We start from the raw sequence: 23,488 nt of genomic DNA on the forward strand, positions 1-23,488 counted from the left end.
GGCACAAGAGTGATACGCATCGCAACGGGTTCCGCTAAGTGATGATATTGACAGTGGACGGTTGACCAGTATGTTGCCCGATTCTGCGGCGTCCGGCAGCGCTTTGGTTGCATAAGAATCGACCCGACGGCACGGTTCGGCGCAACGTGCCTTATCCTCAGGCTTTGCACGATCGACGCGCGTTGGCTACAGGGGGCCTCCATGACGACACTGGCCTCTGGACTCTTCATCGACTGGGAAGGGCTCACCGGGCAGTCGAAGTTCGTCGTCGACTTGATCAGTTTCCCGATCTTCAGCGCGATCGCTGGCCTGCTCACCAACTGGACCGGCGTGCTGATGCTGTTCTGGCCGGTGCAGTTCAAGGGCTTCCGCGTGCCGGGGCTGCAAATCCTCTACCCCTACCTCCCGCGTCGAGTGCAGGTGTTGCCGATTTTCTCCGGCGACGGCAAACGGCTTGGCTTCCAAGGATTTATCCCCGCGCGCGCCGAGAAAATGGCGAGCATCTGCGTCGACAAGGCGCTGCTGCGCATCGGCAGCCCGCGCGACTTCATCTCCGAACTCGATCTTGAGGGCATCGGCGACTACCTTGCCGACCATGCTCGCGACCAGGTGAAAACCATCGTCGACGAGATCATGTACCGCGACTCCCCCGACCTGTGGCGTTCGCTGCCCAAGCAGATGAAGAACGCGGTTTACCAGCGCGTCGACCGGCAGCTGCCGAACCTGTGCCACCGGGCGTTCGAAAGCCTCGGCGACAACATCGACCAGCTGCTCGACGTGAAGAACTTCGTGATCCGCTACCTAGATCAGAACCCGTACATCCTCAAGGACCTCACGACCACGATCGCCGCGCCTGAGCTCAAGTTCATGGTGCGCGTTGGCCTGCTTGGCGCGCCGTTTGGTCTGATCCTCGCGCTGTACCTGCACATCCACTCCCAAATCCCCTACTGGGGAGCCATTCCCAGCTGGGCGATCGTGCTTTTCGCCTCCGCGGTTATCGGCGTGACGGTGAACGTGATCGCGGTGAAGATGGTGTTCACCCCCGGCGACCCGCAGCCGCGCTACAAGTACATCTGGCGACAGGCCTTGCTCGCCAAACGTCAGCAGCAGGCCGCGACCGATCTGGCGCACATCCTCGCCTACCAGGTGTTGACGGTGGAAAACCTGTCGAACGAGCTGCTCGAAGGCCCGAATGGCGACAAGACGCGCCAGCTGATCGAGCGCGTTGTCGCCGAGGAAATCCACAAGCAGCTCGGCCCTGCCGCATTCATGGTGCGTGCCGCGATCGGCAAGAAGGGCTACGAAAACCTGGCGTCCGCAGGCGCTGGCGCTGGTTTCAGCATGGCACCCGCGATGGTCGACGACGAGGCGTTCGTCGCCGAACAGGCAAAGAAGATCGACGAGTTCGCCGCCCGCAAGCTGCGCAAACTCACCCCCGGCGAGTTCATGGAGATGTTCTACGCGGCCGTCGAGCAGGACGCGTGGCTGCTGTACCTGCACGGTGGCGCGCTCGGCATCGCCGTTGGCGCGATTCACCTGCTGACCTTTGGCTGGTAGCTAAACAAGCACGCGTGCTTGCTTTTTCCGCCGACGGCTGCGATTCTGGTGTGACCCACCTCGCACGCACTCTCGGCAAGGACGAAGATGGCTGATCTCGCCGCCCTGCTCGCTGATTTCGACGCCGAGTGCGCCGATCTCGAAGCGTTGGTCGCTCCCCTAGACGACTGGTCCATTCCCACGCCCGCACCGGGTTGGGACATCGCCACCCAAATCGCGCATTTGGCGTGGACTGATGAGGTTTCCGTCATCGCGGCCACCCAGCCGGAACGCTTTGCCGAACTACTCGTTGAGATCGCGCCGCGGGCGTTCACTTTCGTCGACGAAGCCGCGTTCGAACTCGCTAAGCTGCCGCGTGCCGAGCTGTTGGCGCGGTGGCGAGCAGGACGAAAGGCGCTAGTCGAAGCGCTCGCCGCCGTGCCCGATGGCACGAAACTCCCCTGGTTTGGCCCGCCGATGGCCCCGGCTTCGATGATTTCGGCGCGCATCATGGAGACGTGGGCGCACGGGCAAGACGTTGCCGATGCGCTCGGGGTGAAGCGCACGCCAACTGCCCGGCTCAAGACCGTCGCGCACATCAGCGTGCGTGCCCGCAATTACGCCTACACCGTGCATGGTGAAGCTGGACCCACCGAAGAATTCCGGGTTGAACTCACCGCGCCGGATGGCTCGCTGTGGACATGGGGTGCCGAAACCGCAGCTCAACGCGTGACCGGCCCGGCCGAAGACTTCTGCCTGGTAGCCACTCAGCGTCGCCACCGCGACGATACGGCTTTGCGCACCGAAGGCGACGACACCGAGCACTGGCTAACCATCGCCCAGGCATTCGCTGGCCCACCCGGCCAAGGTCGCGAAGCGGGCCAATTCACCTAAGAACACCGCGAGCCTGGGCGCAGGCGAGGGTCATCGAAATGACTACCCCGGACGTCATTGGCCGGAAAGAGTGATGCAACGCGGTAGCCGCTGATGACACTCGCCTGCTCCTGCTGGATACCCGAACGACCCGCATTAGAAACAATCGGCGAAAAACTAAATTGGTCCTGACCAGTCGTGATGCGCCAGGTCCAACTACCGTCTACGCGTGAGCACCTACGATTTCTGCGTAATCGGCGGCGGCATCGTCGGCGTCGCAACCGCGCACCACCTGTTGACCGAGCGCCCCGGCGCGCGGGTATTGATCTTGGAAAAGGAAAAGGCGCTCGCCGCCCACCAGACTGGGCACAACAGCGGCGTTATCCATTCGGGCATTTACTACCCGCCCGAAAGTTTGAAGGCGCGGCTGTGTCGTGCGGGCGCTGAGTGGACTAAGGAATTCGCTGCCGCCAACGACATTCCATTTGAAGTGTGCGGCAAGCTGCTCGTCGCCACCGACGCCGATGAGTACGAACGGATGCTCGCGCTATACGAGCGGTCGATTACCAATGGCGTGAAGGTCGAACTCATTGACGAGGCCGAGCTGAAACGTCGTGAGCCGAACGTGAAAGGGGTTGGCGCGCTTTGGGTTCCAGGAACAGGCATCATCGACTACCGCAAGGTCACCGCGACACTGGCTCGCCAGGCGCAAGAACTTGGCGCGGAAATACGCACGGGCGCGACGGTCGACGCCGTCATCGAAACTGATTCCGCTGTCACGTTTTCCGGACCGTGGGGGAGTGCCAAGGCGAACCAGCTCATCGTCTGCGCGGGCCTGCAAGCCGACCGCATGGCACGAATGTCGGGTATTACCACCAACTTTCGCATCATCCCGTTCCGCGGTGAGTACTACCGACTGCCCGCCAACCGCACGGGCATCGTCAACACGCTCATCTACCCCGTCCCCGATCCCGCACTCCCGTTCCTTGGCGTGCACCTGAGCCCGACCATCGACGGCGACCTCACCGTCGGCCCCAACGCCGTCCTCGGCCTCGCACGCGAGGGCTACCCCAAGGGCAGCGTGAACCTACGGGACGCGCGAGAAACACTCAGCTTCAAAGGTTTTCACAAAGTCGCGGCAAGCCACCTCAAAACCGGCATGCGCGAAATGCGCAACTCACTGTTCAAGCGCGGCTATCTCGCCGAATGCCGCCGCTATTGCCCGGAACTCACGGCGAAGGATTTGCTGCCGCACCGCGCGGGTATCCGTGCACAAGCGGTACTCGCCGACGGCACCCTGGTTCACGACTTTCTGATCGAAACCACCCCGCGCACATTGCACGTGCTCAACGCACCGTCGCCAGCAGCGACGTCGGCGATGCCGATCGCCGAACATCTGGTGAGCCTGCTTTAACGCGACAACCGGCGAGACCCGCTAACCCAACCAGCGTCGTTCCGGCAAATTAACCGAAGATTTGTAGTATTTTTGGCGCCATCCGTCAGCAGGGAGCGCGCATGGGTCACATCAGGTTCGCTAGCGACGTCGGGGCCCCCGTCGACGTCGCTTTCGCCTACGCCGCCGACCACGCGTGGTTCGAACGGTGGATGTATGGCGTGACCAGCGTGCAACCCCTCGGCACCCCGAAAACCGGTCTTGGTTCCAGCTACCGCCTAGACGCTCGCATCATGAGTGCCCTGCCCGTCCCGACGACATGCGAGGTCACCGAATTCCGTCGGGACGCGGTGATCGCGTATACCCTGCGTGGGCGGATATGCGGGACGGTCACCCTGCGGTTCGACCCGCTCGGCTTCGGCACAACGGTCCTCACCATCGAAGCCGACTATCCGCAACCGGTCGGCGTGCTGGCCCGCATGTGTCGCCGCATCACCGATGCGAGCGCCAAATCCGCGCTTCGCCGCACCGAGACGCGGTTGCGAAGGGAGATAGAGGAATTCCACGGTACCGATCTTGTCGGACGGATGACCTAGGGTGTCGGTCATGATCATCGTGAGCACCGACGGTTCCTGCCTGCGTAATCCTGGCGGGGCGATCGGCTGGGCTTGGGTGAATCACGAGGGCCCGTCAGCCAGCGGGGGAGCGGCGGCAGGCACCAACCAGATCGCCGAATTGCGGGCCGTTCTCGAAGCCATCAACGCCCATCCAGGCGAAGAACCGATGCTCATCGAATCCGACTCCCAGTACGCCATCAAATGCGCGTCCGAATGGATCACGAGCTGGCGGCGCAACGGGTGGCGCACGTCAACCGGCGGCGCGGTGAAGAACGTCGAGATCATCAAAGCCATCGACGCCGCGATCTCCCTTCGCAAAGGGCCCGTACGTTTTCGATGGGTACGCGGCCACGTCGGCAACTATTTCAACGAACAAGCCGATACCCTCGCCGGGGCGGCAGCACGCGAAGCCGCCAAGATCTCCACTGAGCAGCGGGCAACGGGGAAGCCGGTCGCGCAAGCAGCACAGGGTGGCGCGCTAACCCTGTTCTAACTCGCTCGCGCGAACGGAGTTGGTCCGCAAACGAGAACGCCCCCGACAAGCCATTACGGCCGGTCGGGGGCGTTTTCTCGCTGAAGCCGCTACCGCGGGGCGGGGGCCGGCGCAGGTGTAGGGGGCACCTGCGTTGTGGGAGCGGCTCCACTGGGCGCGCCCTTGAGCAGCGGCGAATCCAGCTTCGACACCAGCCACTTACCGTCACGCAGCTCCATGTCGGCTTCGACAATCATCTGCTGACGATCCGGAGTGGTCTGGGTGAAATTGGTGCGGTACTGCGTCATCGAAAGCAGAACCTTCGCCGAATCGGTTGACCCGTTGACGAAACCGCACTGCACATCCTCGGCCCACGACTTAACCTGGGCGGACTTCATCGCGTCCTTGAGCGCGGCCTGGGCGTCGCCGAATTCCTTGGCGAAGCTGCCCGTCGCGCCAGCGAGAACGTTCTCGAAGTACTTATCGAGGTCCTTCTGATGGTCGTAGGTGGAAACGGTATTGCCGAACGCACAGGCGGCAGCCGTTGAATTGGTGACCGCGTCGAGCCGCTCACCACGGTTGTGGTCCTGAATGAAGAACACAACACCGGCGGTAATGGCACCAATAGCAACCACGCCAGCGACTGCGGCAGCGATCCAGCCGGTTGAACTCGACTTCCCACGACCAGCGACGGCAGGCGGCGCGACAGGCGCGGCAGCGGCCGGTGCATCAGCGACAACCGCCGCCTTAACGGTCGGCTCGGTGCCGGTGACCTTCACGGTCGGCGCGTCGGTTTCGGGAGTAGGTGCCGCGCCCTTGATCGTGGGATCGGCCTTCTTCGCGAGATCGGGCTTTTCCGCCGCGGCATCGGTGGACTTGGCGGCGTCTTCGCTGCTCATCGAATCAATCCTGCTCTTTCCCGGCACCTGGTAACGCACCGATATTTCATGTGGCTCGTGAGCCGGGCCACACACGTACTTAAGCGAGTATGCCCGGTCACCGAACCAGAGGTCGGGACCGGGCACATTCACTGGCTAGTTCGGCGACAACGTCTCCGCGTGCGGGTCGACGCCAGGAGGCATAAACGCCCCGTTATTAGGCACGTCCGGTCGCGGTGCGTTGGCCGAGCCACGGATCTGCTGATCCGGCGGCGGGTTGGTGCAGTAATTCCATGCCGGAATAGGTCCGCGCTGGATTTCCTCGTTGCGGTAGTACTTCGTGTCGTAATGGCAGGTCGGACGCGGCCAGATATCGAGCACCGCATGGAACTCGTTATCGTGCGCCGGAATTGCCATCGCGGTGAAGCCATCGCGCAGCGACGGGAAAAGTACACGCAATGCGGGCTGACGCAACGTCGCGGCCTTGGTGATCGCGACGAAGTTGGCAGCGAGCGAGCTGATCGGGCCAGCCGTCTTGTCGAGCGCGACGCTCAGTTCGTTGAACTGACCGGGTGCCGAATCGAGGATGGTCTGCAGTTCGGCGTTGGCGTTGTTGAACTGCGTGAGCAGCGCGCCGCTGTTGCTGGTGAGCGTGCCGAGGTCAGGCTGTGCGTGCGAGGTGGTCTCGGCAAGCACGCGCAGGTTCGCGATCAGGTTTTGCGTCTGCGGAAGCAGACCGTCAAGGCCGGCGACCGCGAGGCTGACACCGTTGATCAACGCGCGCAACTGGTCGGGGCCAGCGCCCAGCGCGATGTCGAGTTCGGACAGGATCGTCTTGAACTCGGCCGGGTTGACCTGGGCGATCAGCGACGACGTGTTGTCGAGCACCGCCGAAACCGGCACCGGCGTCTTGATCTGCTCAGGGTCGAACTTCACCGTCTGACCGTTGGCGAGGAACGGGCCCTTGTCGGCACGCGGACGGAAGTCGATGTATTGCTCACCGGCCGCCGACAGCGCTTGGACGACGATCTGCGTATCGACCGGAATCTTGTAATTCTTGTCGAGACGGGTCTTCGCCGAAATGGCTTGGCCCTGGTCGATCAAGTCGATCGAGGTGACCTGACCAATGCGGAAACCGCGCAGCGTTACGTCGTTGCCCGGCTGCAAACCACCCGAACGGTCGAGCAGGATCGTGACGTCGTACTCGCGCTGGAACGGGTTGAACCGCATCACGTTGACCGCCAAATACGAAGCGCCAACGAAGAATACGAGAATCAGTGCGCAGTTAGCGACCAGGATCTTGCTTGTGAAGAAGCTCTTCAGCTTGTTCATCGGTGGCCTCCCACTCGGCCCTGGACGATTTGCAGCACCTGAATGAAGCTGCCGACGAAATCGTTCATATCGCGCAGATCCCACAGCTTGCCGTGGTTCGGATCGGTGATCACGCTCGCGTCAAGGTTGGTCAAAGTCGCGTACGGCGCGAGGCTCTTACCGCGGAACGTGGCGTTGACGCCCGGGCGGATCGCGTGCAACTGCTCCATCGCGTAACCGAAGCTGTCGCCGGAAGCCGAGATGGCACCCATCAGGTTCGACAGGTTCTGCAACAGGCTGGCGAGCTGGTCGCCAGTGGTGTTGGAGTAGTCGCCGATGGCCGCCGTCGCGGTTGACAGCTTGGTGAGCAGTTCGCCAATGGCCTTGTTGTTTTCGGCGACCGCACCAATAGCTTGCGGCAGCGTGTCGGCCATCTGGCCCAACTGGACCTTGTTCCTATCGACGGTGTTGGTGAGCGTGTTGAACTCAGCAAGCACCGCGTCGATGCGACCACTGTTGTTGTTGAGTTCGCCGATCACGCCGGTCATCTCGGTAATCAGGTGCGCGAGGTTGCCGCCCTGGCCGTTGAGAATCGAACCGAGTTCGGTGCCGAGGCGGCTCAAGCTGGCGACACCGCCGCCGTTGAACAGCATCGAGACCGAGATCAGCAGCTCTTCGACCGTCGCGCCCGCCGACGTCTGCTCAAGCGACAGCGTGTCGCCCGCCTTCAACGTCGGCATGCCAGCGTCGTTCTTCGGCTTCGACAGCGCGATGAACACGTCGCCGAGGGGAGTTGCCTGGCGAAGCTCAGCCGTCGACCCCTTCGGCAACTGGATGTCGGTCTTGATCTCCAAGTCGACAACGGCCTGGTAGTTCTTCGTCTTAATCGACGAGACCACCCCGACGTCGGAACCACCGATCTTGACCTTGGCCTGATCGGGCAGGTTCAGCGCGTTCTCGAACACCGCGTGAATGGTGTAGGTATCGCCGCCGGTGCCGGGCTTGGGCAGCGGCAAGTCTTCCACGGTGAACCCACACCCCGTGGTGATCGCCACTGTCGAAACCGCGACGGCGGTCATCAGTGCCTTTTTCATGATCATTTCGTCAGTCCAAGGAGTGCGGCGGTGAGCCCGTAGTCGGGGCCGAAGTCCTGCATGTTCCCGGTGCGGCAACCATCAGCACGCATCTGAACCCGCTCACAGAAGAGGCTCGTGATCTCGCCCGAAAGCGGCGAGCCGACCAGCGTGTGCAGGCGCACGTAGCGACCCTGCGGGTTCATCGCGTTGGTGATGTTCTGCATGAGAAGCGGCACCGTGTCGGCGATCTCGACCATCTGAAGTGAGTTGGCGCGCAACTGGTTTGACACGTTCGTCAAACCGGTGAGCGACTCAGCGAGCTGGTCCTGGTGACCGGCGAACATCGTCGACGTGTTCACCAGGAACGCGTTGAGCTGATCAAGCGTTGCCTGCAAACCAGGTGCCTGCTCGGCGAGCAGACCCGACATCGCGGTGACCCGGTTGCTGAAGTCGCGCACCGACTGGTCGTTGTCAGCCAACATCGACGTGAGCTCGTTGAGCTTGATGATGATGTTGGAGATGGCGTCCTTGTTGTCGATGCCAACCTTGAGCGCACCCGAAAGCGCGTCGAGGGTCTCGCGAATCTTCTGCCCGTTGCCGTTGAGGACGGGGTAAAGCACGCGACCCGAAAGCGGGCCAAGGCCGTCGGCACCCGGTTCGGGCTTCAACGAAGCCGAGAACTGGTCGATGGTCTTGATCATCGTGTCGAGTTCGACGGGCGTGCGAGTGCGCGCCTTCGGCAGATGCTCACCGGAGCTCAGCGAGGCACCGCCGGTGTAGGGCGGGGTGATCTCGATGTGGCGGTTGGTGACGATCGACGGCGAAATAACCGCGGCGATCGCGTCCTTCGGGATCTTCACGCCCGCGTCGATGGTCATGTGGACCTCGACGAAGGTGCCTTTAGGCACGATCTTGTCGACCTTGCCGACCTGGAGCCCGAGCACCATGATCTCGTTGCCCTCGTACATGCCAGCGATGTTCTCGAAGTCGGCCGTGATCTTGGTCGACCGGCCGAGCGCATCGTTGACCTGACCGGGCAGCAGCGAGCAGCTGCCGAGCGTCAACGCGGTAGCGGTGATCAGCAAAGTGCGCGCTAAGAACTTGCCGCGCTGGGGAATCATCGTCAGTTTCATGCTGGTTGGCACCCCTGAATCACCTGAACAAAGCAGAGCCAGTTGTCTGGGAACAGCCACGGCACCGCCATCTCGGCGTACGGACCGTTGCCAAGCGCGTTGTTGAAGTAACGCGCGGTCGGTGCGCCGATCGACAGCAGCTTGTCGAGGTTTTCCTTGTTCTTCTGCAAGCCCGACGCCATCGTGTTGAGCTGGCCGATCGTGTCACCGATCTGGTTGCCGTTCTCGGCACCGATCGCCTCAAGCTGCTTGGTGAGCGTGGCGACATTGTCGAGCAGCTGCTTGAGCAGCGTCTGCCGTTCCATGACCCGGTTGGCGATGGCTTCACCCTGGGTGATGATCAGCAGAATCGAGTTGCGGTTGTCGGCGAGCAGCTGAGTGACCCGGTTGAGGTCCTTGAGCAGCTGGTCGACGTCGCCCTTGCGCTTGTCGATCACCTTCGCGATAGCACCGACCGAGTCGAGCGCTTGGGAAACAAGCTGCGGCGAATCGCCGAGCTGCGAGTTGATCGTGTTGAGCGAAGCGGCGAGCTTTTTGGTGTCGAGCGCTTCGAACTTGGGTGTACCGACCTGCACGACGTCAGCGATGTCGTAGGGCACATCGGTGTTGGCGCGCGGGATGGTCTTGTTCTTGAGGCCGGTGCCGTCGCCGGGGTTCAGGTCGACGTAGCGGGCACCAAGCAGCGTCGCCATCTTGATGGCGGCGTGGGCGTTGGGCCCGAACTTGAGCGAGCTGTCGACGTCGAGGGTGACGACGACGTGGTCGCCTTCGATCTTGGCACCCGAAACCGTGCCGACCGAAACACCAGCGACCGCGACCTTGTCGCCGACGCGAATACCTGCCGCCTGCACGAACTCCGCGTCAATCGACTGCTTGCCGAAGCCGATGAGCTTGTAAGCACTCGACCCGACGAGCAGCAACACGATGACAAGCGACCCGACTACACCGAGCCAGAAGTTGCGGTTGCCTAGGAAAGTTGACTTTATTTTCTTCATGGCCTGCACACCGCCGAGTGGTTGTTGCCGCCGATCTGGTTGAACAGACCGCGCGGGAAGAGCACACCGTAAAGTGAAACGTCGAGCCCACAGATGTAGGAGTTGGCGTAGGTACCCTCCGACGTCATACGTCCGAGGTCAGCCAGGATCGACGGCATATCGATGGCGACCTGGTCGAGCCGCTCGCCGTTGGCGAGCAACAGCGTGAGCGCCGCCGACGAACTATTCTGCGCCAGCACGAGTTTGGGCTGAATCTTGCCCATCATCGAAACGAGCGACGTCGTGGCATCCGACAGCGTTGCGACCGAGGTCTGCAACGACTGACCCTGTTCGTAAAGACCGCCGATGAGCGCCCTGGTCTGGGTGATCAGCGTTTCGAGTTCATCGCCGCGCTTGGCGAGGCCCGAAAGCACCGCCGACAGGTTGGTGATGACATCGGACAGGATGGCATCGCGACGCTGGAAGTCGGTCGCCATCTGCGCGGCCTGAATGATGAAGGCCGACAACGAAACTCCGTCGCCCTGCAACGCCTGGAGCAGCGTCTCCGACATCGCGTTGACCTCAGCGGGCTCAAGCGCCTGGAACAGCGGCTGGAAACCGTTGAGCAGCGCCGAGATTTCAAACGAAGGCTCGGTGCGCTCGATCGGAATCGTCGACCCGCTCTTAAGCGCCTGCGGGTTGGCCGTCTTGCCCGGGTTCAGCGCGACGTAGCGCTGGCCGATCAAGTTCTGGTACCGCACAAGGGCTTTGGTGTCGTTGTAGACGGTCTGGTCGCTCTGGACGATGAACGACACCTTCGCGTCGTTCTTGCCGTCGAGTTCGATCTTTTCGACCTTGCCGACGCGCACGCCAGCCATGCGGACGTCGTCGCCGGGACGCAACCCAAGCACGTCGGTGAAAACCGCCGTGTACTTGCGAGTGTCGCCGTCGACCGTGCGGGCCAAGGTGTTCCACACGACGACGGTGACTAGCAGTGACACCAGCGCGAAGATACTGAAGCCGATCAGTGGCTTGCGAATACTCATGCGCCACCCCCGTTTTCGGTCACTTGCAGAGTTCCGCCCTTCATGATCGCTCCGAGCAGCATGTACTCCGATGCCGTCGGTTTACGCCCCAACAGTTCAGTGATCGCCGCGTCCCCGCGATAGGCGATCGGCTTTGCCTGCGGCGCAACACCTTCCGGCTGCGCGGGGGTGGCAGCGGGCGCTGCGGCAGGCGCGGCAGCGGGAGCGAGGCCGGGGATCGCGGGCAGCTGCAGCGACGGCACAAGGCCCTCAAGCGGCGTACCGGCGAACGGCTTGACCTCGATGCCGTTGGCGGTCTGCATCGGCAGACCCGGCGTGGTGAGACCGGGCAGCTCGGGCATGCCGGGGATCTGCACCAGTGCGGGCAGGCCAGCGGCCGAGTCGAGCTTGCGGGGCTTCAGGTTGTCGGGCACCTCATAGGTGGGGGCGACTTCGGGCGCGGTGAAGCAGCTCGGGCCAACAAGCGCGCCGTAACGCGGGCAGTTCGACCGGTCGTATGGCTTCCACGGCGTGAGCGTGAGACCCGCGTTCCAGACCATCTGCTTCTGTGGGCCGTGGTTGAACGTGGTGTTGAGCTGCGCGAGTGAGGGACCGAACACCTGGAAGGTCTGGGTGATCGAGGCCGGGTCGTCGGCAACAGCACCGAGGGTGTTGTTCATTCCGACGGTGACTTCCTTGCCCACATCAGGATTCGATGCGAACAGGTCGTTGACCCGGTCGGTGGTCGCGCTCGCGCCGGCGATGAGCGCGATGAGCTGCTCACGCTTAGTCGCGATCGTCGTCGCGGTCTGGACCGTCGAGCCGAGCACGTTCATCAATTCGGGTGCCGACTGGTTGAGCGCGTTAGCCGATGCGACGAAGTTGTTGAGCATCCCAGCGAGGTTCGGGCCAGCGTCGGCGACACCGGTGAGCCAGTGATCGAGGCGTTCGATGGTGGAACCGGGAACGCGGCCTGACCCGTCGAGTGCCTGGGTGAGCGTGCCGAGCACGCGACCAAGCTGCACCGGATCGACCTCGTTGAGGATGTCGCGCACGGTGGTGAGGGTGTCTTGCAGCGCGATGGTGCCCTGGCTGCGGTCTTCCTCAATAACCGAACCCTCGTGCAGGTACTTGTTCGACGGACCGTTGAACAGCAACTCAACCGAGGTGACGGCGAACAGGTTAGACGGGACGACGCGAGCGGTGACGTTGCTCGGCACGCCCTTCGCCATTTCCGGCTTCATCTCGATGTTGACGCGCTGGATGCCGCCGCGACCGTCGATGTCGACGTTCTTGACCGTGCCAACGAGCACGCCGCGGAACTTCACGTCCGCGTTCGACGGCAGGCCGTCACCGGTGGTCGTCAGGTTGGCGACGACCTTGGTCTTCGGAATGAAATAGCCCTGGTACCTGGCGAAAAGGAAACCAAGAATAACGGCGAACACTACAAGGCCAGCCGCGCCAGCTATGTAGAGCTGCTTCATGGTGGGACCGCGCCCACTCGGATCAATGATCATCGTCGCTTACCCCGAGATCCGGATGCCGGGGTCGAGACCCCAGATAGCCAACGTCATGAACAGGTCGGCGAAGACCACCAAGATGATGCACATCTTGATCGCGCGGCCAGCCGCGACACCTACGCCCTCAGGACCACCGGAGGCGAAGAAGCCGTAGTAGCACTGGATGAAGGTCGTGATCATGACGAAAATGATCGCCTTGAGCAGCGAATACAGCACGTCCGTGGGCACGAGGAACTGGTAGAAGTAGTGCGAGTAGGTGCCCGACGCGGAACCACCGACCAGGCCGACGGTGACCGAGCAGGCGATGTAGGCCATCGCGAGGCCGAGCGCGTAAAGCGGGACGATCGCCATGACAGCGGCCATCATTCGCGTCGAAACCAGGTACGGCAGCGGGCGAATGGCAACCGACTCAAGGGCGTCGATTTCCTCGGAAATACGCATCGCGCCGAGTTGGGCGGTAAATCGACAACCCGCCTGGGCGGCGAAGGCGAGTGCCGCGAGCAGCGGGCCGAGTTCGCGAGTTGTCGCGAACGCTGAGATCGCGCCGGTAAGCGGGCTCAACCCGAGCAGGTTCAGCGAGGTGTAGCCCTGAATAGCGACGGTCATGCCGCCGAAGGCGCTCATGATCAAGATGACGCCGATGGTGCCACCACCGACGACGATGTTGCCGTTGCCCCACGTGACGTCGGAAAGCAGACGCCACACTTCCTTGGGGTACTGCTTGAACGCCAGCGGGATCGACCCGACTGAGCGCAGGAAGAAGAACACCTGGTGCCCGAGGCGGGCGAGGGCGTCGGATGGACCTTTGCCCGCGCGCTTGAGCGCCGCGATCGGCCGCAGTAGCGGCGGGGTATAGGTAGATGACATCGCTCAGACCACCTGTGGGGGGAAGACGGCGGCGTAGATCTGGGTGATCGCCACGTTGACACCGAGGAGCATGATCGCCGAGCTGACGACCGCTGAGTTCACCGCGTTAGCAACACCACCGGGGCCGCCACGAGCGTTAAGGCCACAGTCGCACGCGATGATCGATGCGAGCAGTCCGAAGATCACCGACTTGAGCAGCGCGACAGCGAGGTCGCGCGTGACGGCGAACGAAGCGAAGGTGCTCATGTACGAACCGGGGGTACCGGCCTGGGCGAAGATGTTGAACATGTAGCCGGTGAGGAAGCCGACGAAGACGACGAAGCCGCAGAGCAGGAAGCTCACCAGCATCGCCGCGCCGAGGCGGGGAGCGACGAGGCGGCGCATCGGGTCGACGCCCATCACCTTCATCGCGTCGATCTCTTCACGGATGGTGCGCGAACCGAGGTCGGCGCACACGGCCGAACCGACCGCGCCCGCGATCATGATCGAGGTAACAAGCGGTGCGCCCTGCTGAATGATGCCGAGGCCGTTGGCCGCGCCGATGAACGAGGTGGCACCGACCTGGCCCGCGACCGCGCCGACCTGGATGGAAACGATCACCGCGATGGGGATGGCGACGAGCAGGGTGGGTGCTGCGGCGGTGTTGGACATGAACGCGCACTGACGCACGAACTCGTCAAAGGGAAAACGCCTGCGGAAAATCGCGACGATCAACTCCGTGATCGCTTGGAAACCCATCGTGATCTGCCGCCCGAAGGTCTCAAGCGACTTCTTCGGATGTTCGTCCCAAAGATCCTTGGTCCAGTCGACAGCCTCGGCGAATCGAGAACGTGTAGGCGGACTCTTCGTCGACTGCACTGCTTATACCCCTCTCGACGCCGACCCTCATTGCCCCGGCGACTTGTTTGCTTGACGCACCTTACTACGGAGTAGCGCAGAACACACCACCCAGTTGTGACCACCGTCATAGACGGCCGTCACTGTCTAAAAGGGCTATGAATCCCGCCACGGGGACGATACCGCCCACAATTGTTTCCGTACCCCGATTGCCAACGTATGTTGTTTTGCGCCTTGCTGCCTGGGAATCCTTCGATGGAAATGACCGCGGCGAGAAACTGTCATTTATAACGACGGGCTCGGAAAAAAACCGGTACAGATCACGAGATGAAGTCGAACGTGCGCGACGGTTTCCGATTTTAATAGTTGGCCGCTATCGCTACCGGCCGCGCCACGCCGCCGGATAGCGACAAATTCGCTACAGAACTGTGAAGCATGTGAATCGGGGCAAGTACAAGACGCGACCGGGACCGAATACAAGGCACGATAGGCAACACGAATTGGTACCGTGCGGTCACCCGAGGTCTGGAGGAACATGTTCAGCAAACTCGCCAAGTTGGCACCGGTGGTCAGCGCGCTCGCGCTTGGCGCCGCGCTGGTCGGTATCGGCCCCGCACACGCGGCCGGCCCGGTAATCGGCGGCGGCTCGGGCATCGTCATTGACAACGCCTTCGAGTGCACGGTCACCACCGTCGGCCACGACGCCGCCGGTCGCCTCGTCGGCCTCACCGCTGGCCACTGCGGCGACCCCGGTTCCGTGGTCTACGCCGAAGCCGATCGCGGTTACGGCGAGATCGGGCGCTTCGTTTACTCCAACCACGACCTCGACTACGCCGTCATCGAATTCGGTCCCGACCGCATCACGCCGGTCAATCACATTGGCAATGTCACCATTACCGGCGTCGGTGCCCCTCCCGGCTTCCCGCAGATCGTGTGCAAGGAAGGCCGAACCACCGGCAACACGTGTGGCATCAGCTGGGGTGACGTGTTCCAGACATCGACCGAGACGTGGTCGCAAATGTGTGTTGTCGAAGGCGATTCCGGCGCGCCCGTCGTCATCGGGACCACGCTGGTCGGCATGGTCAACGCCTACCTGATCGCCGCGTGCTTCGGCCCCGAGGTCGGCACGAATATGACGACAATCCTTGGCGATCTCAATGCCCAGGGTGGGGTTGGGGCTGGCTTCCAGCCGATCTAGGCGCCAGCGCGGGACCGTCGGTGCCCGCGCAGTGCGGAAGACAATCAACGCGATCGGGTTGACGACGTGGTTTCACGTCGCTCAGCCCGATCGCTGCTATGAGGCCACCTATCGCGAGCAGGATCGCGCACCAGCGCATCGCGGTGTCGAAGCCGCTCGCGAAAACGACGGGGTCGTGGAACGCGCCGGAGATGCCAGCCAGTCCGGGCAGCGCGGCGACGGCGAGAAGTTGCGCGGTGCGGGCGACGGCGTTGTTGACGCCAGAGGCGATGCCCGCGTCGGCTTCGGGGATCGCGCCGAGCACCGCGCCGGTGAGGGGGGCGACCATGACCGAAAGCCCGATCCCGAAGATCAGCAGGCTCGGCAGCACGTCGGACACGTAGTTGGCGTGCGGGCCAACGCGCTGCATCAGCAAAACGCCGACGGCGGCGATCAGCGGACCGAGCGTCATCGGCCAGTGCGCGCCGTGCTTTTGCGCCCATCTGCCCGCGGGCGCGGAGAGAATCAGCATCAACAAGGTGACCGGCATCGTGGCCGCGCCCGCCTTGATAGGGGAGTAGCCCGCGACGAGCTGCAATTGCAGAACAAGAAGGAAGAAGATGCCGCCGTTGGCCGCGTAGACGAACAGCGTCACCAGGTTGGCCGCCGAGAAGACGCGCGACTTGAACATGCGCGGCGGCACGAGCGGGAACGGGCTGCGCAGTTCGATCAGCACAAAGATAACGAGCCCGACGCCGCCCGCGATGGTGAAGATCAGCCGCTCGTCGATCAGACCGAAGGTGAGCGCGCCGAGCGCGACGGCGACGACGATCGCGCCGGGCAGGTCGAGGCGCGAAGGGGCGTGCGGGTCGCGACTTTCGGGCACGTAGCGCTTGGCGATATAGACGACAGCCAGCGCGATCGGCACGTTGAGCAGGAAAATCGACCTCCACCCGATCCAATCGATGAGGCCGCCGCCAAACAGCGGACCGATCGCGCCAGCGACGCCGCTGAGCCCTGACCACAGGCCGATCGCGGTGCCCTGGTCTTCGCGCGCGATCGATGACGAGATCAGCGCGAGACTGCCCGGCGTGAGCAGCGCGCCCGCTATTCCTTGGAGTAATCGAGCACCGACGAGCAGTCCGACGTCGTTGGCGAGGGCGCACAGGATTGACGTGACAACGAAACCCCAAGCGCCCCAAACGAATACGCGACGGCGACCAAGTCGGTCGCCGAGCGAGCCGCCAAGCAGGATGAACGAGGCGAGAGTGAGGGTGTAGGCGTTGACCGTCCACTGCAAGCCAGCGACGCCGGTGTGGAGCGATTCGCCGATCTTGGGCAGGGCGACGTTGACCACGGTGGCGTCGAGTGACGCGACCGAAGACCCGAGGACAGTGGCGGTCAGAATCCACTTTCCCCGGGCGGACGACAACCGAACCGGCGCATCCGGAGGCACTTTTCCACCCTAGCGCCGGAAGGTCTCGTTACACGTCAGTCGTGCAGACCACGATATGGCGCTGGTCGTAGATGTAGCCGGTGTCGGCGACCGGGCACGCGTCGACGTCGGTCGCGTTCTTCTCGATGCTCACGACCTTCACGCCCTTGGTGCTTGTGGCGTTGCATTCCATGCGCACCGCGACAACCGTGCCGCTCATGTCCATGCAGCCGCCGATGACCCAGTCGATGTCGAGGCAGATCGCGCCGGTTTCGACGTTGTCTAGCGTCTCGTAGTAATACTGGTCGGCGTCGCTGATGCACGCGCTTGAGGTCTTCGCCTTGCCGATCACCTTGTAGTTCGACGAGCGCGAACCACACGATGCCTTCTCGATCGTCGCGTTTTCCGGGGTGCCACCTAGGTTCACGCAGTCGCCGACATTGGCTTGGAAGTCGGTTTTGCCGCCCTGCTTGGTCGGCTGAACGCGGCTCGTCGTCGGTTTGGGCTTCGACGTTGTTGGCGCTTTCGACGCCGTGGTCGCGGGCACGACGTCGAGAGCGGGCTGTGCCCGACCTTCAACAGTGCCGCCACACCCGGTCGCGACGAGCGCGGTCACCGTGATGGCGAGGGCCCCGACGAATCGACCGAGGGAAGAATCTGCATACACGTTGATGTGCATACACCACCCGAAGCTCGCGCGTCGACTGACTCGGAGCGCAACGACGCTGACCGGGAGCGATGCACTTCACATCTGGTCAGTGAGTTCGCTCACGGTGGAAGGCCGCGTTACATCATTGGCATTCGATGCTGGTATTGCGATGAATGCTCGACTCGCCGCCCTGAGCGTGACGTTTGACTTCGCACCCGACGTCACGAAACGTTATGTGACGCATCACACGTCGTTGCGATCTCGTTATCAGCCAACTTCGCGGCTGGCGGCTTGTCGGGGCCGCCAGGTAGGAATGACAGGTAACTCCGGGGGGCCGTCGTTACCCCGCGGTGACCTCAACACGTCGCCGCGGTCGAGATGAATGGACAAGGTTTATGTACTTTCCGGCAAACGCGCGGCAATCGAGCCGCATGCGTCGCGGCCTGATCGCCTCGGCGGCCATCGCCGTCGCCGCAGCTGGCGTGATGGCGATCGCGCCCGCACAGGCTCAGCCGCTATTCCCTAACTTCCCCTTTGGTGGCGGTGGCTCAAGCCAGCCCGCCGCAGGCAACGAAGCGCCCGCGTCGGCGCCCTTCTCGCCGCCCAACATCAACATCGCTGATGGCGAGACCGTTGGTGTCGCGCAGCCGATCATCATTTCGTTCAAGGAGCCGGTCGAAGACCGCGCGGCCGCTGAGAAGGCCATCAAGGTCACCTCGAGCGCCAAGGCGCCCGGCCACTTCTACTGGACGTCCAACCAGCAGGTGCGCTGGCGGCCCGAGCAGTTCTGGCCCGCCAACACCAACGTGACCGTGGTCGCGGGTGGTACCTCAAGCTCGTTCCACATCGGCGATGCCTTCATCGCGTCGGTCGACGACGCAACCAAGATCATCACCGTCACCATTAACGGTGAAGTTGTTCGCGAGATGCCGACGTCGCTCGGCAAGCCCGGCCACGAGACGCCCAACGGCACCTACATCGTCGGCGAGCGCTTCGAGAAGATGACGATGGACTCGTCGACCTACGGCGTGCCGATCACCGACCCCGAGGGCTACAAGCTTGAGGTCGAATACGCGACGCGCATCTCCAACAGCGGCATCTTCGTGCACGCCGCGCCGTGGTCGGTGGCCCAGCAGGGTTACTCGAACGCGTCGCACGGCTGCCTGAACGTGTCCACCGAGAACGGCAAATGGTTCCTGGAGAACTCACGTCGCGGCGACGCTGTCGTCATCACCGGCACCAAGGGTGGCACCCTGAGCTCGGGCGACGGCCTGGGCGACTGGAACTAAGTTAATCGTCAGCAAAGCGCCTCGATCCGAAATGGATCGGGGCGCTTTTCTGTCGCGTAGGTGAACAATACGGTCAATTATGTTCGTATTGTTCGGCATTCGCGTCTACTGACGCTGTGCGCCCGAAGTTCGCAAAATGGGCGGCTCTGGTTAACCAACGGTTCGCCATGCGCCGTAAAACTGCTCAAGTGCGTAGTAGTCCTGAACGAGTGCTGCCCGTCCAACGAGGCGGCGGATGGCGTAAACGGCCGTGGCAGGACTATGCCCTGTTCTTCGTGCTCGTCGTACCAAACCTGGTGTTGCTCACCATGTTTGTCTACCGCCCGCTCATCGATAACGTGCGTCTTTCCTTCACCGACTGGAATATCGCCGACCCGGTCGCGAACTCGGTTGGTTTCGCCAACTACGTCGAATGGTTTGGTCGCGACGACTCATGGAAGGTCGTCTCCAACACGGTGATCTTCACCGTCGCCGCCGTTGCTGGCTCGATGTTGCTGGGGCTTGGTCTCGCGATGCTGCTTGACCGAAAACTGTTCGGCCGCAACATGGTTCGCTCGGCCATCTTCGCGCCGTTCGTAATCTCCGGTGCCGCGATCGGCGTTGCTTTCCAATTCATCTTCGACCCCAGCTTCGGGCTCGTACAAGACCTGTTGCACCGCGTTGGCGTCCAACAGGTTCCCGACTTTTACCAAGACCCGCACTGGGCGCTGTTCATGGTGACGGTTACTTATATCTGGAAGAACCTCGGCTATAGCTTCGTCATCTATCTCGCCGCGCTGCAAGGTGTTCGAGCTGAGTTGATGGAAGCCGCCGAAATGGATGGTGCGTCGCGCTGGACCACATTTACCAAAGTGCTACTGCCGCAACTTCGTCCGACAACTTTCTTTTTGTCGATCACCGTGTTGCTTAACTCGCTGCAAGTCTTCGACATCATCAACGTGATGACGCGCGGCGGACCGCTCGGCAACGGCACAACGACGATGGTTTACCAGGTCTATGAGGAGTCGTTCCGCAATTTCCGCGCGGGCTACGGCGCGACGGTCGCGACCATCATGTTCCTCGTATTACTAGTGGTCACGCTCGTGCAGGTGCGCGTGATGGATCGGGGCGACAAGTGAAAAAGGTGACCATCCTCGGCTACGCGGCCATGGCGTGCGTGCTGATCATGATCGGCGTTCCACTGTTCTGGATCCTGATCACCTCGTTCAAGGATCGCCCCGATATTTACACCCAGCCCGCGGTGTATTGGCCGCGCAGTTGGCACCCGGAGAACTATGCCGACGCGACGACGGTTGTGCCCTTCTGGACGTTCCTGCGCAACTCGGTGATCGTCACCGCCGTAGTTTCGCTGGTGAAATTCACCCTTGGCATTCTGAGTGCGTACGGGCTGGTTTTCCTGCGGTTTCCCGGCAAGAACCTGGTGTTTTTGGTGATCATCGCGGCGCTGATGGTGCCCAACCAGATCACCGTGATCTCCAACTACGCGCTCGTCGCGCAGCTCGGGTGGCGAAATACGTTCGCTGGCATCATCATTCCGCTCTGCGGCGTCGCGTTCGGCACGTTCCTCATGCGCAACCACTTCCTTTCGCTGCCCGGCGAAGTGATCGAGGCCGCGCGCATGGATGGGGCGAATTGGTGGCGACTGCTTACCCGCGTTGTGCTACCGATGTCGGGGCCGACGATGGTCGCGTTCGCGGTGGTCACGCTGGTTACCGAGTGGAACGAGTACCTGTGGCCGTTCCTCATGGCCGACTCGACCGAGGTCGCGACGCTGCCGGTTGGGCTCACGCTGCTGCAAAACACCGAGAACCCGAGCGTCACCAACTGGGGTCCGGTGATGGCGGGAACCGTGCTCACCATGCTGCCGATTCTCATCGTTTTCCTCGCCCTCCAACGTCACATGATCAAGGGCCTCACCTCCGGTGCGGTCAAGGGCTGATATCTCGAAACAGGAGCTCGACATGTCCAACTCTCGATTCCCGGCGCTGTCGCGTCGCGGCTTCCTCGGCATCACCGGCGGTCTCGCCGCCGGCGTCGCGCTTACCGCGTGCGCTGGTACCGGCGGTGGCGGCAGCGATTCCGGCGACGGCAAGACGCTGAATTTCTGGTCGAACCACCCCGGCAACTCCAAGGACGTCGAGCTTGAACTGATCAAGCGGTTCAAGGAGAAAAACCCCGACATCACCGTCAATCTCGTTGACGCTGGCAAGAACTACGAAGAGGTCGCGCAGAAGTTCAATGCCGCCCTCACCGGCGGTGAACTGCCCGATGTTGTTGTGCTTTCCGATGTTTGGTGGTTCAACTACGCGCTCACCAACGCGATCGAGCCGCTCGACAGCCACTTCGGTAGCGCGGGTGTGAAGCTCGACGACTACGTCGACTCCCTCGCCGCCGACTACCTGTTCAACGGCAAGCACTACGCGCTGCCGTACGCCCGCTCGACCCCGCTGTTCTATTACAACAAGGACATCTGGGCCAAGGCTGGTCTGCCGGACCGCGGCCCCGCGTCCTGGCAGGAATTCGACGAGTGGGGCCCGAAGATCCAGTCGATCGTCGGTGCCGACAAGTTCGCGCACGCCTGGGGTGACGCCAAGAACTACCTTGGCTGGACGTTCCAGGGCCCGAACTGGACCTTCGGCGGCGCGTACTCCGATCAGTGGAAGCTCAAGTTCACCGATCCGGGTTCGATCGCGGCAGCCACCTACCTGCGCGAATCGATCAACGTGAAGAAGTACGCGGCGATTCGCCCGCAGATCGCCAACGAATTCGGCACCGGCATCGCGGCATCGACCATCGCGTCGACCGGCGACCTCAAGGGCATCACCAAGAACGCGGCAGGCAAGTTCGAATTCGGCACCGCGTTCCTGCCGCACCCGAGCGGGCCGGGCGTGACCACCGGTGGTGCGGGTCTCGCGATTCCGTCGCGGATCTCGGACGCGCGAAAGACAAACGCGCTCAAGTTCATTGAGTTCATCACCAACGCGTCGAACACCGCGTACTTCACCCAGAACACCGGGTACATGCCGGTGCGCAAGTCGGCCGTCACCGACCCGAGCGAGGTCGAGTACCTGGCCAAGAACCCGAACGCGAAGGTGGCAATCGACCAGCTCGCCGTGTCGAAGTCGCAGGACTACGCGCGCGTTTTCGTGCCGGGTGCCGACCAGATCATCGGTACCGGGTATGAGCAGATCGGGCTGCAAAATGCCGATCCGGCAACGGTTTTGGCGAAGGTCGCCGCTGATGTGCAGGCCATCATCGACCGGCAGATCACGCCAAAGCTGCCCAAGTAGTTCCTTCTAATTCCAGGAGTTCTCCCCAATGGCGACAGTGCAGTTCGACGGTGTGACCCATCGTTACCCCGGCGCGCCGACCCCCGCGGTCGACGCGCTCGACCTCGACATCGCCGACGGGGAGTTTCTGGTGCTCGTCGGGCCGTCTGGGTGCGGCAAATCGACGAGCTTGCGGATGCTCGCCGGACTTGAGTCGGTTGAGTCCGGCAGCATCCGCATTGGCGATCGCGACGTCACTTCGCTCGCGCCGCGTGCGCGTGACGTGGCGATGGTGTTCCAGAGTTACGCGCTTTACCCGAACATGACCGTCGCCGAGAACATGGGCTTCGCGTTGCGCAATGCGGGAATGTCGAAGTCCGACACAGGATTTCGCGTGCGCGAGGCAGCGGCGATGCTTGAGCTTGAGCCGTTGCTTGATCGCAAACCGGCGCGGTTGTCGGGTGGTCAGCGGCAGCGCGTCGCGATGGGGCGCGCGATCGTGCGACGGCCGCAGGTGTTTTGCATGGACGAGCCGCTGTCGAATCTTGATGCGAAGCTGCGGGTTTCGACGCGTTCCCAGATCGCGGCATTGCAGCGTCGGCTGGGCACGACCACGGTGTACGTCACGCACGACCAGGTCGAGGCGATGACAATGGGCCATCGCGTCGCTGTGCTGCGCGACGGGGTGTTGCAGCAGGTCGCGGCTCCGCGCGAGCTGTACGACGACCCGGTGAACACGTTCGTCGCCGGTTTCATCGGCTCGCCGGGGATGAACTTGCTTGAGGCTGACGTGGTCGACGGTCACGCATCGCTTGGCGGTGTTTCGGTAGCGGTCCCGCGTTCGCTTACTAGCGGTCGCGTTGTGATCGGCGTGCGCCCGGAGTCGTGGGAAGTGACCACCGACGACGCGTCACTGACGGTGACGGCCGAGCTGTTGGAAGAACTTGGCGCGGAGTCGTTCGTGTACACCGACGGAGCTGGTTTTTCCCGAAGTGGGAAAGTGGTTGTGCGAGTTGACCGCCGGTTCGCGGTTGCTGCGGGCGAGCGTTTGGGCTTGCGCCCGAAGCCTGAGGAACTGTTCTTTTTCGACCCGGAAACGGAGTTGCGCGTTCGCTAACTGTAACCGCGGACGTAGTAGGTGGATGCGGGGCTTTGCC

22 protein-coding genes are annotated in these 23,488 nt (G+C 62.6%); 11 read left to right on the plus strand and 11 right to left on the minus strand.

The annotated features are described in order from the left end of the window. The first annotated feature begins 201 nt into the window (after window positions 1–201). The 5 genes from IEX78_RS13755 to IEX78_RS13775 all read left to right on the plus strand — a co-directional run bounded on the left by IEX78_RS13755 (window position 202) and on the right by IEX78_RS13775 (window position 4,912). Window positions 202–1,557 (plus strand): DUF445 domain-containing protein, encoded by a 1,356-nt coding sequence (locus tag IEX78_RS13755; protein WP_188829271.1) that lies wholly within the window; start codon window positions 202–204, stop codon window positions 1,555–1,557. 87 nt (window positions 1,558–1,644) lie between these two features. Then, window positions 1,645–2,430, plus strand: a complete 786-nt coding sequence (locus IEX78_RS13760) for a TIGR03084 family metal-binding protein (protein WP_188829272.1) — start codon at window positions 1,645–1,647, stop codon at window positions 2,428–2,430. 208 nt (window positions 2,431–2,638) lie between these two features. After that, window positions 2,639–3,823, plus strand: coding sequence for an L-2-hydroxyglutarate dehydrogenase (lhgD, locus tag IEX78_RS13765; RefSeq protein ID WP_188829273.1), 1,185 nt, complete (start codon window positions 2,639–2,641; stop codon window positions 3,821–3,823). A gap of 101 nt (window positions 3,824–3,924) precedes the next feature. Then, a complete protein-coding gene (locus tag IEX78_RS13770) occupies window positions 3,925–4,398 on the plus strand; it encodes an SRPBCC family protein (RefSeq protein ID WP_188829274.1) in 474 nt (157 codons plus the stop codon). A gap of 10 nt (window positions 4,399–4,408) precedes the next feature. Then, window positions 4,409–4,912 carry a ribonuclease H family protein gene (locus IEX78_RS13775; protein ID WP_188829275.1) on the plus strand — a complete coding sequence of 168 codons (504 nt, stop codon included), beginning with the start codon at window positions 4,409–4,411 and terminating at the stop codon, window positions 4,910–4,912. An 89-nt stretch (window positions 4,913–5,001) separates the two neighbouring features. On the opposite strand, the gene IEX78_RS13780 is transcribed toward IEX78_RS13775, so the two are convergent. The 9 genes from IEX78_RS13780 to IEX78_RS13820 form a co-directional block, all read right to left on the minus strand. Further along, complete coding sequence (locus IEX78_RS13780) at window positions 5,002–5,790, minus strand: hypothetical protein (RefSeq protein WP_188829276.1); 789 nt, start codon at window positions 5,788–5,790, stop codon at window positions 5,002–5,004. Between the two features lie 135 nt (window positions 5,791–5,925). Continuing rightward, window positions 5,926–7,101 (minus strand): MlaD family protein, encoded by a 1,176-nt coding sequence (locus IEX78_RS13785; RefSeq protein WP_188829277.1) that lies wholly within the window; start codon window positions 7,099–7,101, stop codon window positions 5,926–5,928. Beyond that, entirely contained in the window at window positions 7,098–8,180 is a 1,083-nt protein-coding gene (locus IEX78_RS13790) for an MCE family protein (protein ID WP_188829278.1), read from the minus strand. Before IEX78_RS13790 ends, IEX78_RS13785 begins: the two co-directional genes overlap by 4 nt. Then, on the minus strand, window positions 8,177–9,289 hold the full coding sequence (locus IEX78_RS13795) for an MlaD family protein (RefSeq protein WP_188829279.1): 1,113 nt from the start codon (window positions 9,287–9,289) through the stop codon (window positions 8,177–8,179). The genes IEX78_RS13790 and IEX78_RS13795 overlap by 4 nt, the downstream gene beginning before the upstream one ends. Then, window positions 9,286–10,284: an MCE family protein gene (locus tag IEX78_RS13800; RefSeq protein WP_188829280.1), complete on the minus strand. Its 999-nt coding sequence runs from the start codon at window positions 10,282–10,284 to the stop codon at window positions 9,286–9,288. Before IEX78_RS13800 ends, IEX78_RS13795 begins: the two co-directional genes overlap by 4 nt. Continuing rightward, window positions 10,281–11,309: an MCE family protein gene (locus IEX78_RS13805; protein ID WP_188829281.1), complete on the minus strand. Its 1,029-nt coding sequence runs from the start codon at window positions 11,307–11,309 to the stop codon at window positions 10,281–10,283. The genes IEX78_RS13800 and IEX78_RS13805 overlap by 4 nt, the downstream gene beginning before the upstream one ends. Then, entirely contained in the window at window positions 11,306–12,805 is a 1,500-nt protein-coding gene (locus IEX78_RS13810; protein ID WP_229683945.1) for an MlaD family protein, read from the minus strand. Before IEX78_RS13810 ends, IEX78_RS13805 begins: the two co-directional genes overlap by 4 nt. Window positions 12,806–12,811: 6 nt before the next feature. Further along, window positions 12,812–13,675 carry an MlaE family ABC transporter permease gene (locus IEX78_RS13815; RefSeq protein ID WP_188829282.1) on the minus strand — a complete coding sequence of 288 codons (864 nt, stop codon included), beginning with the start codon at window positions 13,673–13,675 and terminating at the stop codon, window positions 12,812–12,814. 3 nt (window positions 13,676–13,678) lie between these two features. Continuing rightward, the gene (locus IEX78_RS13820; protein ID WP_188829283.1) at window positions 13,679–14,533 is read right to left on the minus strand and encodes an MlaE family ABC transporter permease; all 855 of its coding nucleotides are present in this window, start codon (window positions 14,531–14,533) and stop codon (window positions 13,679–13,681) included. Between the two features lie 514 nt (window positions 14,534–15,047). On the opposite strand from IEX78_RS13820, the gene IEX78_RS13825 reads away from it, so the two are divergent. Continuing rightward, window positions 15,048–15,710, plus strand: coding sequence for a S1 family peptidase (locus IEX78_RS13825; protein WP_188829284.1), 663 nt, complete (start codon window positions 15,048–15,050; stop codon window positions 15,708–15,710). On the opposite strand, the gene IEX78_RS13830 is transcribed toward IEX78_RS13825, so the two are convergent. Next, window positions 15,667–17,145 carry an MFS transporter gene (locus IEX78_RS13830; protein WP_188829285.1) on the minus strand — a complete coding sequence of 493 codons (1,479 nt, stop codon included), beginning with the start codon at window positions 17,143–17,145 and terminating at the stop codon, window positions 15,667–15,669. The two genes, IEX78_RS13825 and IEX78_RS13830, sit on opposite strands and share 44 nt — an antisense overlap. 28 nt (window positions 17,146–17,173) lie before the next feature. Further along, window positions 17,174–17,791, minus strand: a complete 618-nt coding sequence (gene lppU / locus IEX78_RS13835) for an LppU family putative lipoprotein (protein WP_188829286.1) — start codon at window positions 17,789–17,791, stop codon at window positions 17,174–17,176. A gap of 377 nt (window positions 17,792–18,168) precedes the next feature. Between lppU and IEX78_RS13840 the strand changes: the two genes are divergently transcribed. From IEX78_RS13840 to IEX78_RS13860, 5 genes are all read left to right on the plus strand, one after another. After that, on the plus strand, window positions 18,169–19,062 hold the full coding sequence (locus IEX78_RS13840) for a L,D-transpeptidase (protein WP_188829287.1): 894 nt from the start codon (window positions 18,169–18,171) through the stop codon (window positions 19,060–19,062). Between the two features lie 167 nt (window positions 19,063–19,229). Next, window positions 19,230–20,180: a carbohydrate ABC transporter permease gene (locus IEX78_RS13845; RefSeq protein ID WP_188829288.1), complete on the plus strand. Its 951-nt coding sequence runs from the start codon at window positions 19,230–19,232 to the stop codon at window positions 20,178–20,180. A gap of 29 nt (window positions 20,181–20,209) precedes the next feature. Next, window positions 20,210–21,001, plus strand: a complete 792-nt coding sequence (locus IEX78_RS13850; RefSeq protein ID WP_229684006.1) for a carbohydrate ABC transporter permease — start codon at window positions 20,210–20,212, stop codon at window positions 20,999–21,001. 22 nt (window positions 21,002–21,023) lie between these two features. Further along, on the plus strand, window positions 21,024–22,352 hold the full coding sequence (locus IEX78_RS13855; protein WP_188829289.1) for an ABC transporter substrate-binding protein: 1,329 nt from the start codon (window positions 21,024–21,026) through the stop codon (window positions 22,350–22,352). Window positions 22,353–22,380: 28 nt separating this feature from the next. Next, window positions 22,381–23,448 (plus strand): ABC transporter ATP-binding protein, encoded by a 1,068-nt coding sequence (locus IEX78_RS13860; protein ID WP_188829290.1) that lies wholly within the window; start codon window positions 22,381–22,383, stop codon window positions 23,446–23,448. The last annotated feature ends 40 nt before the right edge of the window (window positions 23,449–23,488 follow it).

It is taken from the genome of Nocardia camponoti, from assembly GCF_014646135.1.
GTDB lineage: Bacteria > Actinomycetota > Actinomycetes > Mycobacteriales > Mycobacteriaceae > Nocardia > Nocardia camponoti.

Excerpts from the sequence above, each read along its gene's own strand:
- IEX78_RS13760 (WP_188829272.1), top strand. The coding sequence starts at position 1,645 with ATGGCTGATCTCGCCGCCCTGCTCGCTGATTTCGACGCCGAGTGCGCC.
- IEX78_RS13780 (WP_188829276.1), bottom strand. The coding sequence starts at position 5,790 with ATGAGCAGCGAAGACGCCGCCAAGTCCACCGATGCCGCGGCGGAAAAG.
- IEX78_RS13860 (WP_188829290.1), top strand. The coding sequence starts at position 22,381 with ATGGCGACAGTGCAGTTCGACGGTGTGACCCATCGTTACCCCGGCGCG.
- IEX78_RS13840 (WP_188829287.1), top strand. The coding sequence starts at position 18,169 with ATGTACTTTCCGGCAAACGCGCGGCAATCGAGCCGCATGCGTCGCGGC.
- IEX78_RS13775 (WP_188829275.1), top strand. The coding sequence starts at position 4,409 with ATGATCATCGTGAGCACCGACGGTTCCTGCCTGCGTAATCCTGGCGGG.
- IEX78_RS13755 (WP_188829271.1), top strand. The coding sequence starts at position 202 with ATGACGACACTGGCCTCTGGACTCTTCATCGACTGGGAAGGGCTCACC.
- IEX78_RS13845 (WP_188829288.1), top strand. The coding sequence starts at position 19,230 with ATGCGCCGTAAAACTGCTCAAGTGCGTAGTAGTCCTGAACGAGTGCTG.
- IEX78_RS13795 (WP_188829279.1), bottom strand. The coding sequence starts at position 9,289 with ATGAAACTGACGATGATTCCCCAGCGCGGCAAGTTCTTAGCGCGCACT.
- IEX78_RS13785 (WP_188829277.1), bottom strand. The coding sequence starts at position 7,101 with ATGAACAAGCTGAAGAGCTTCTTCACAAGCAAGATCCTGGTCGCTAAC.
- IEX78_RS13800 (WP_188829280.1), bottom strand. The coding sequence starts at position 10,284 with ATGAAGAAAATAAAGTCAACTTTCCTAGGCAACCGCAACTTCTGGCTC.
- IEX78_RS13770 (WP_188829274.1), top strand. The coding sequence starts at position 3,925 with ATGGGTCACATCAGGTTCGCTAGCGACGTCGGGGCCCCCGTCGACGTC.
- IEX78_RS13790 (WP_188829278.1), bottom strand. The coding sequence starts at position 8,180 with ATGATCATGAAAAAGGCACTGATGACCGCCGTCGCGGTTTCGACAGTG.
- IEX78_RS13855 (WP_188829289.1), top strand. The coding sequence starts at position 21,024 with ATGTCCAACTCTCGATTCCCGGCGCTGTCGCGTCGCGGCTTCCTCGGC.
- IEX78_RS13850 (WP_229684006.1), top strand. The coding sequence starts at position 20,210 with ATGGCGTGCGTGCTGATCATGATCGGCGTTCCACTGTTCTGGATCCTG.
- IEX78_RS13805 (WP_188829281.1), bottom strand. The coding sequence starts at position 11,309 with ATGAGTATTCGCAAGCCACTGATCGGCTTCAGTATCTTCGCGCTGGTG.
- IEX78_RS13825 (WP_188829284.1), top strand. The coding sequence starts at position 15,048 with ATGTTCAGCAAACTCGCCAAGTTGGCACCGGTGGTCAGCGCGCTCGCG.
- IEX78_RS13815 (WP_188829282.1), bottom strand. The coding sequence starts at position 13,675 with ATGTCATCTACCTATACCCCGCCGCTACTGCGGCCGATCGCGGCGCTC.
- IEX78_RS13810 (WP_229683945.1), bottom strand. The coding sequence starts at position 12,805 with ATGATCATTGATCCGAGTGGGCGCGGTCCCACCATGAAGCAGCTCTAC.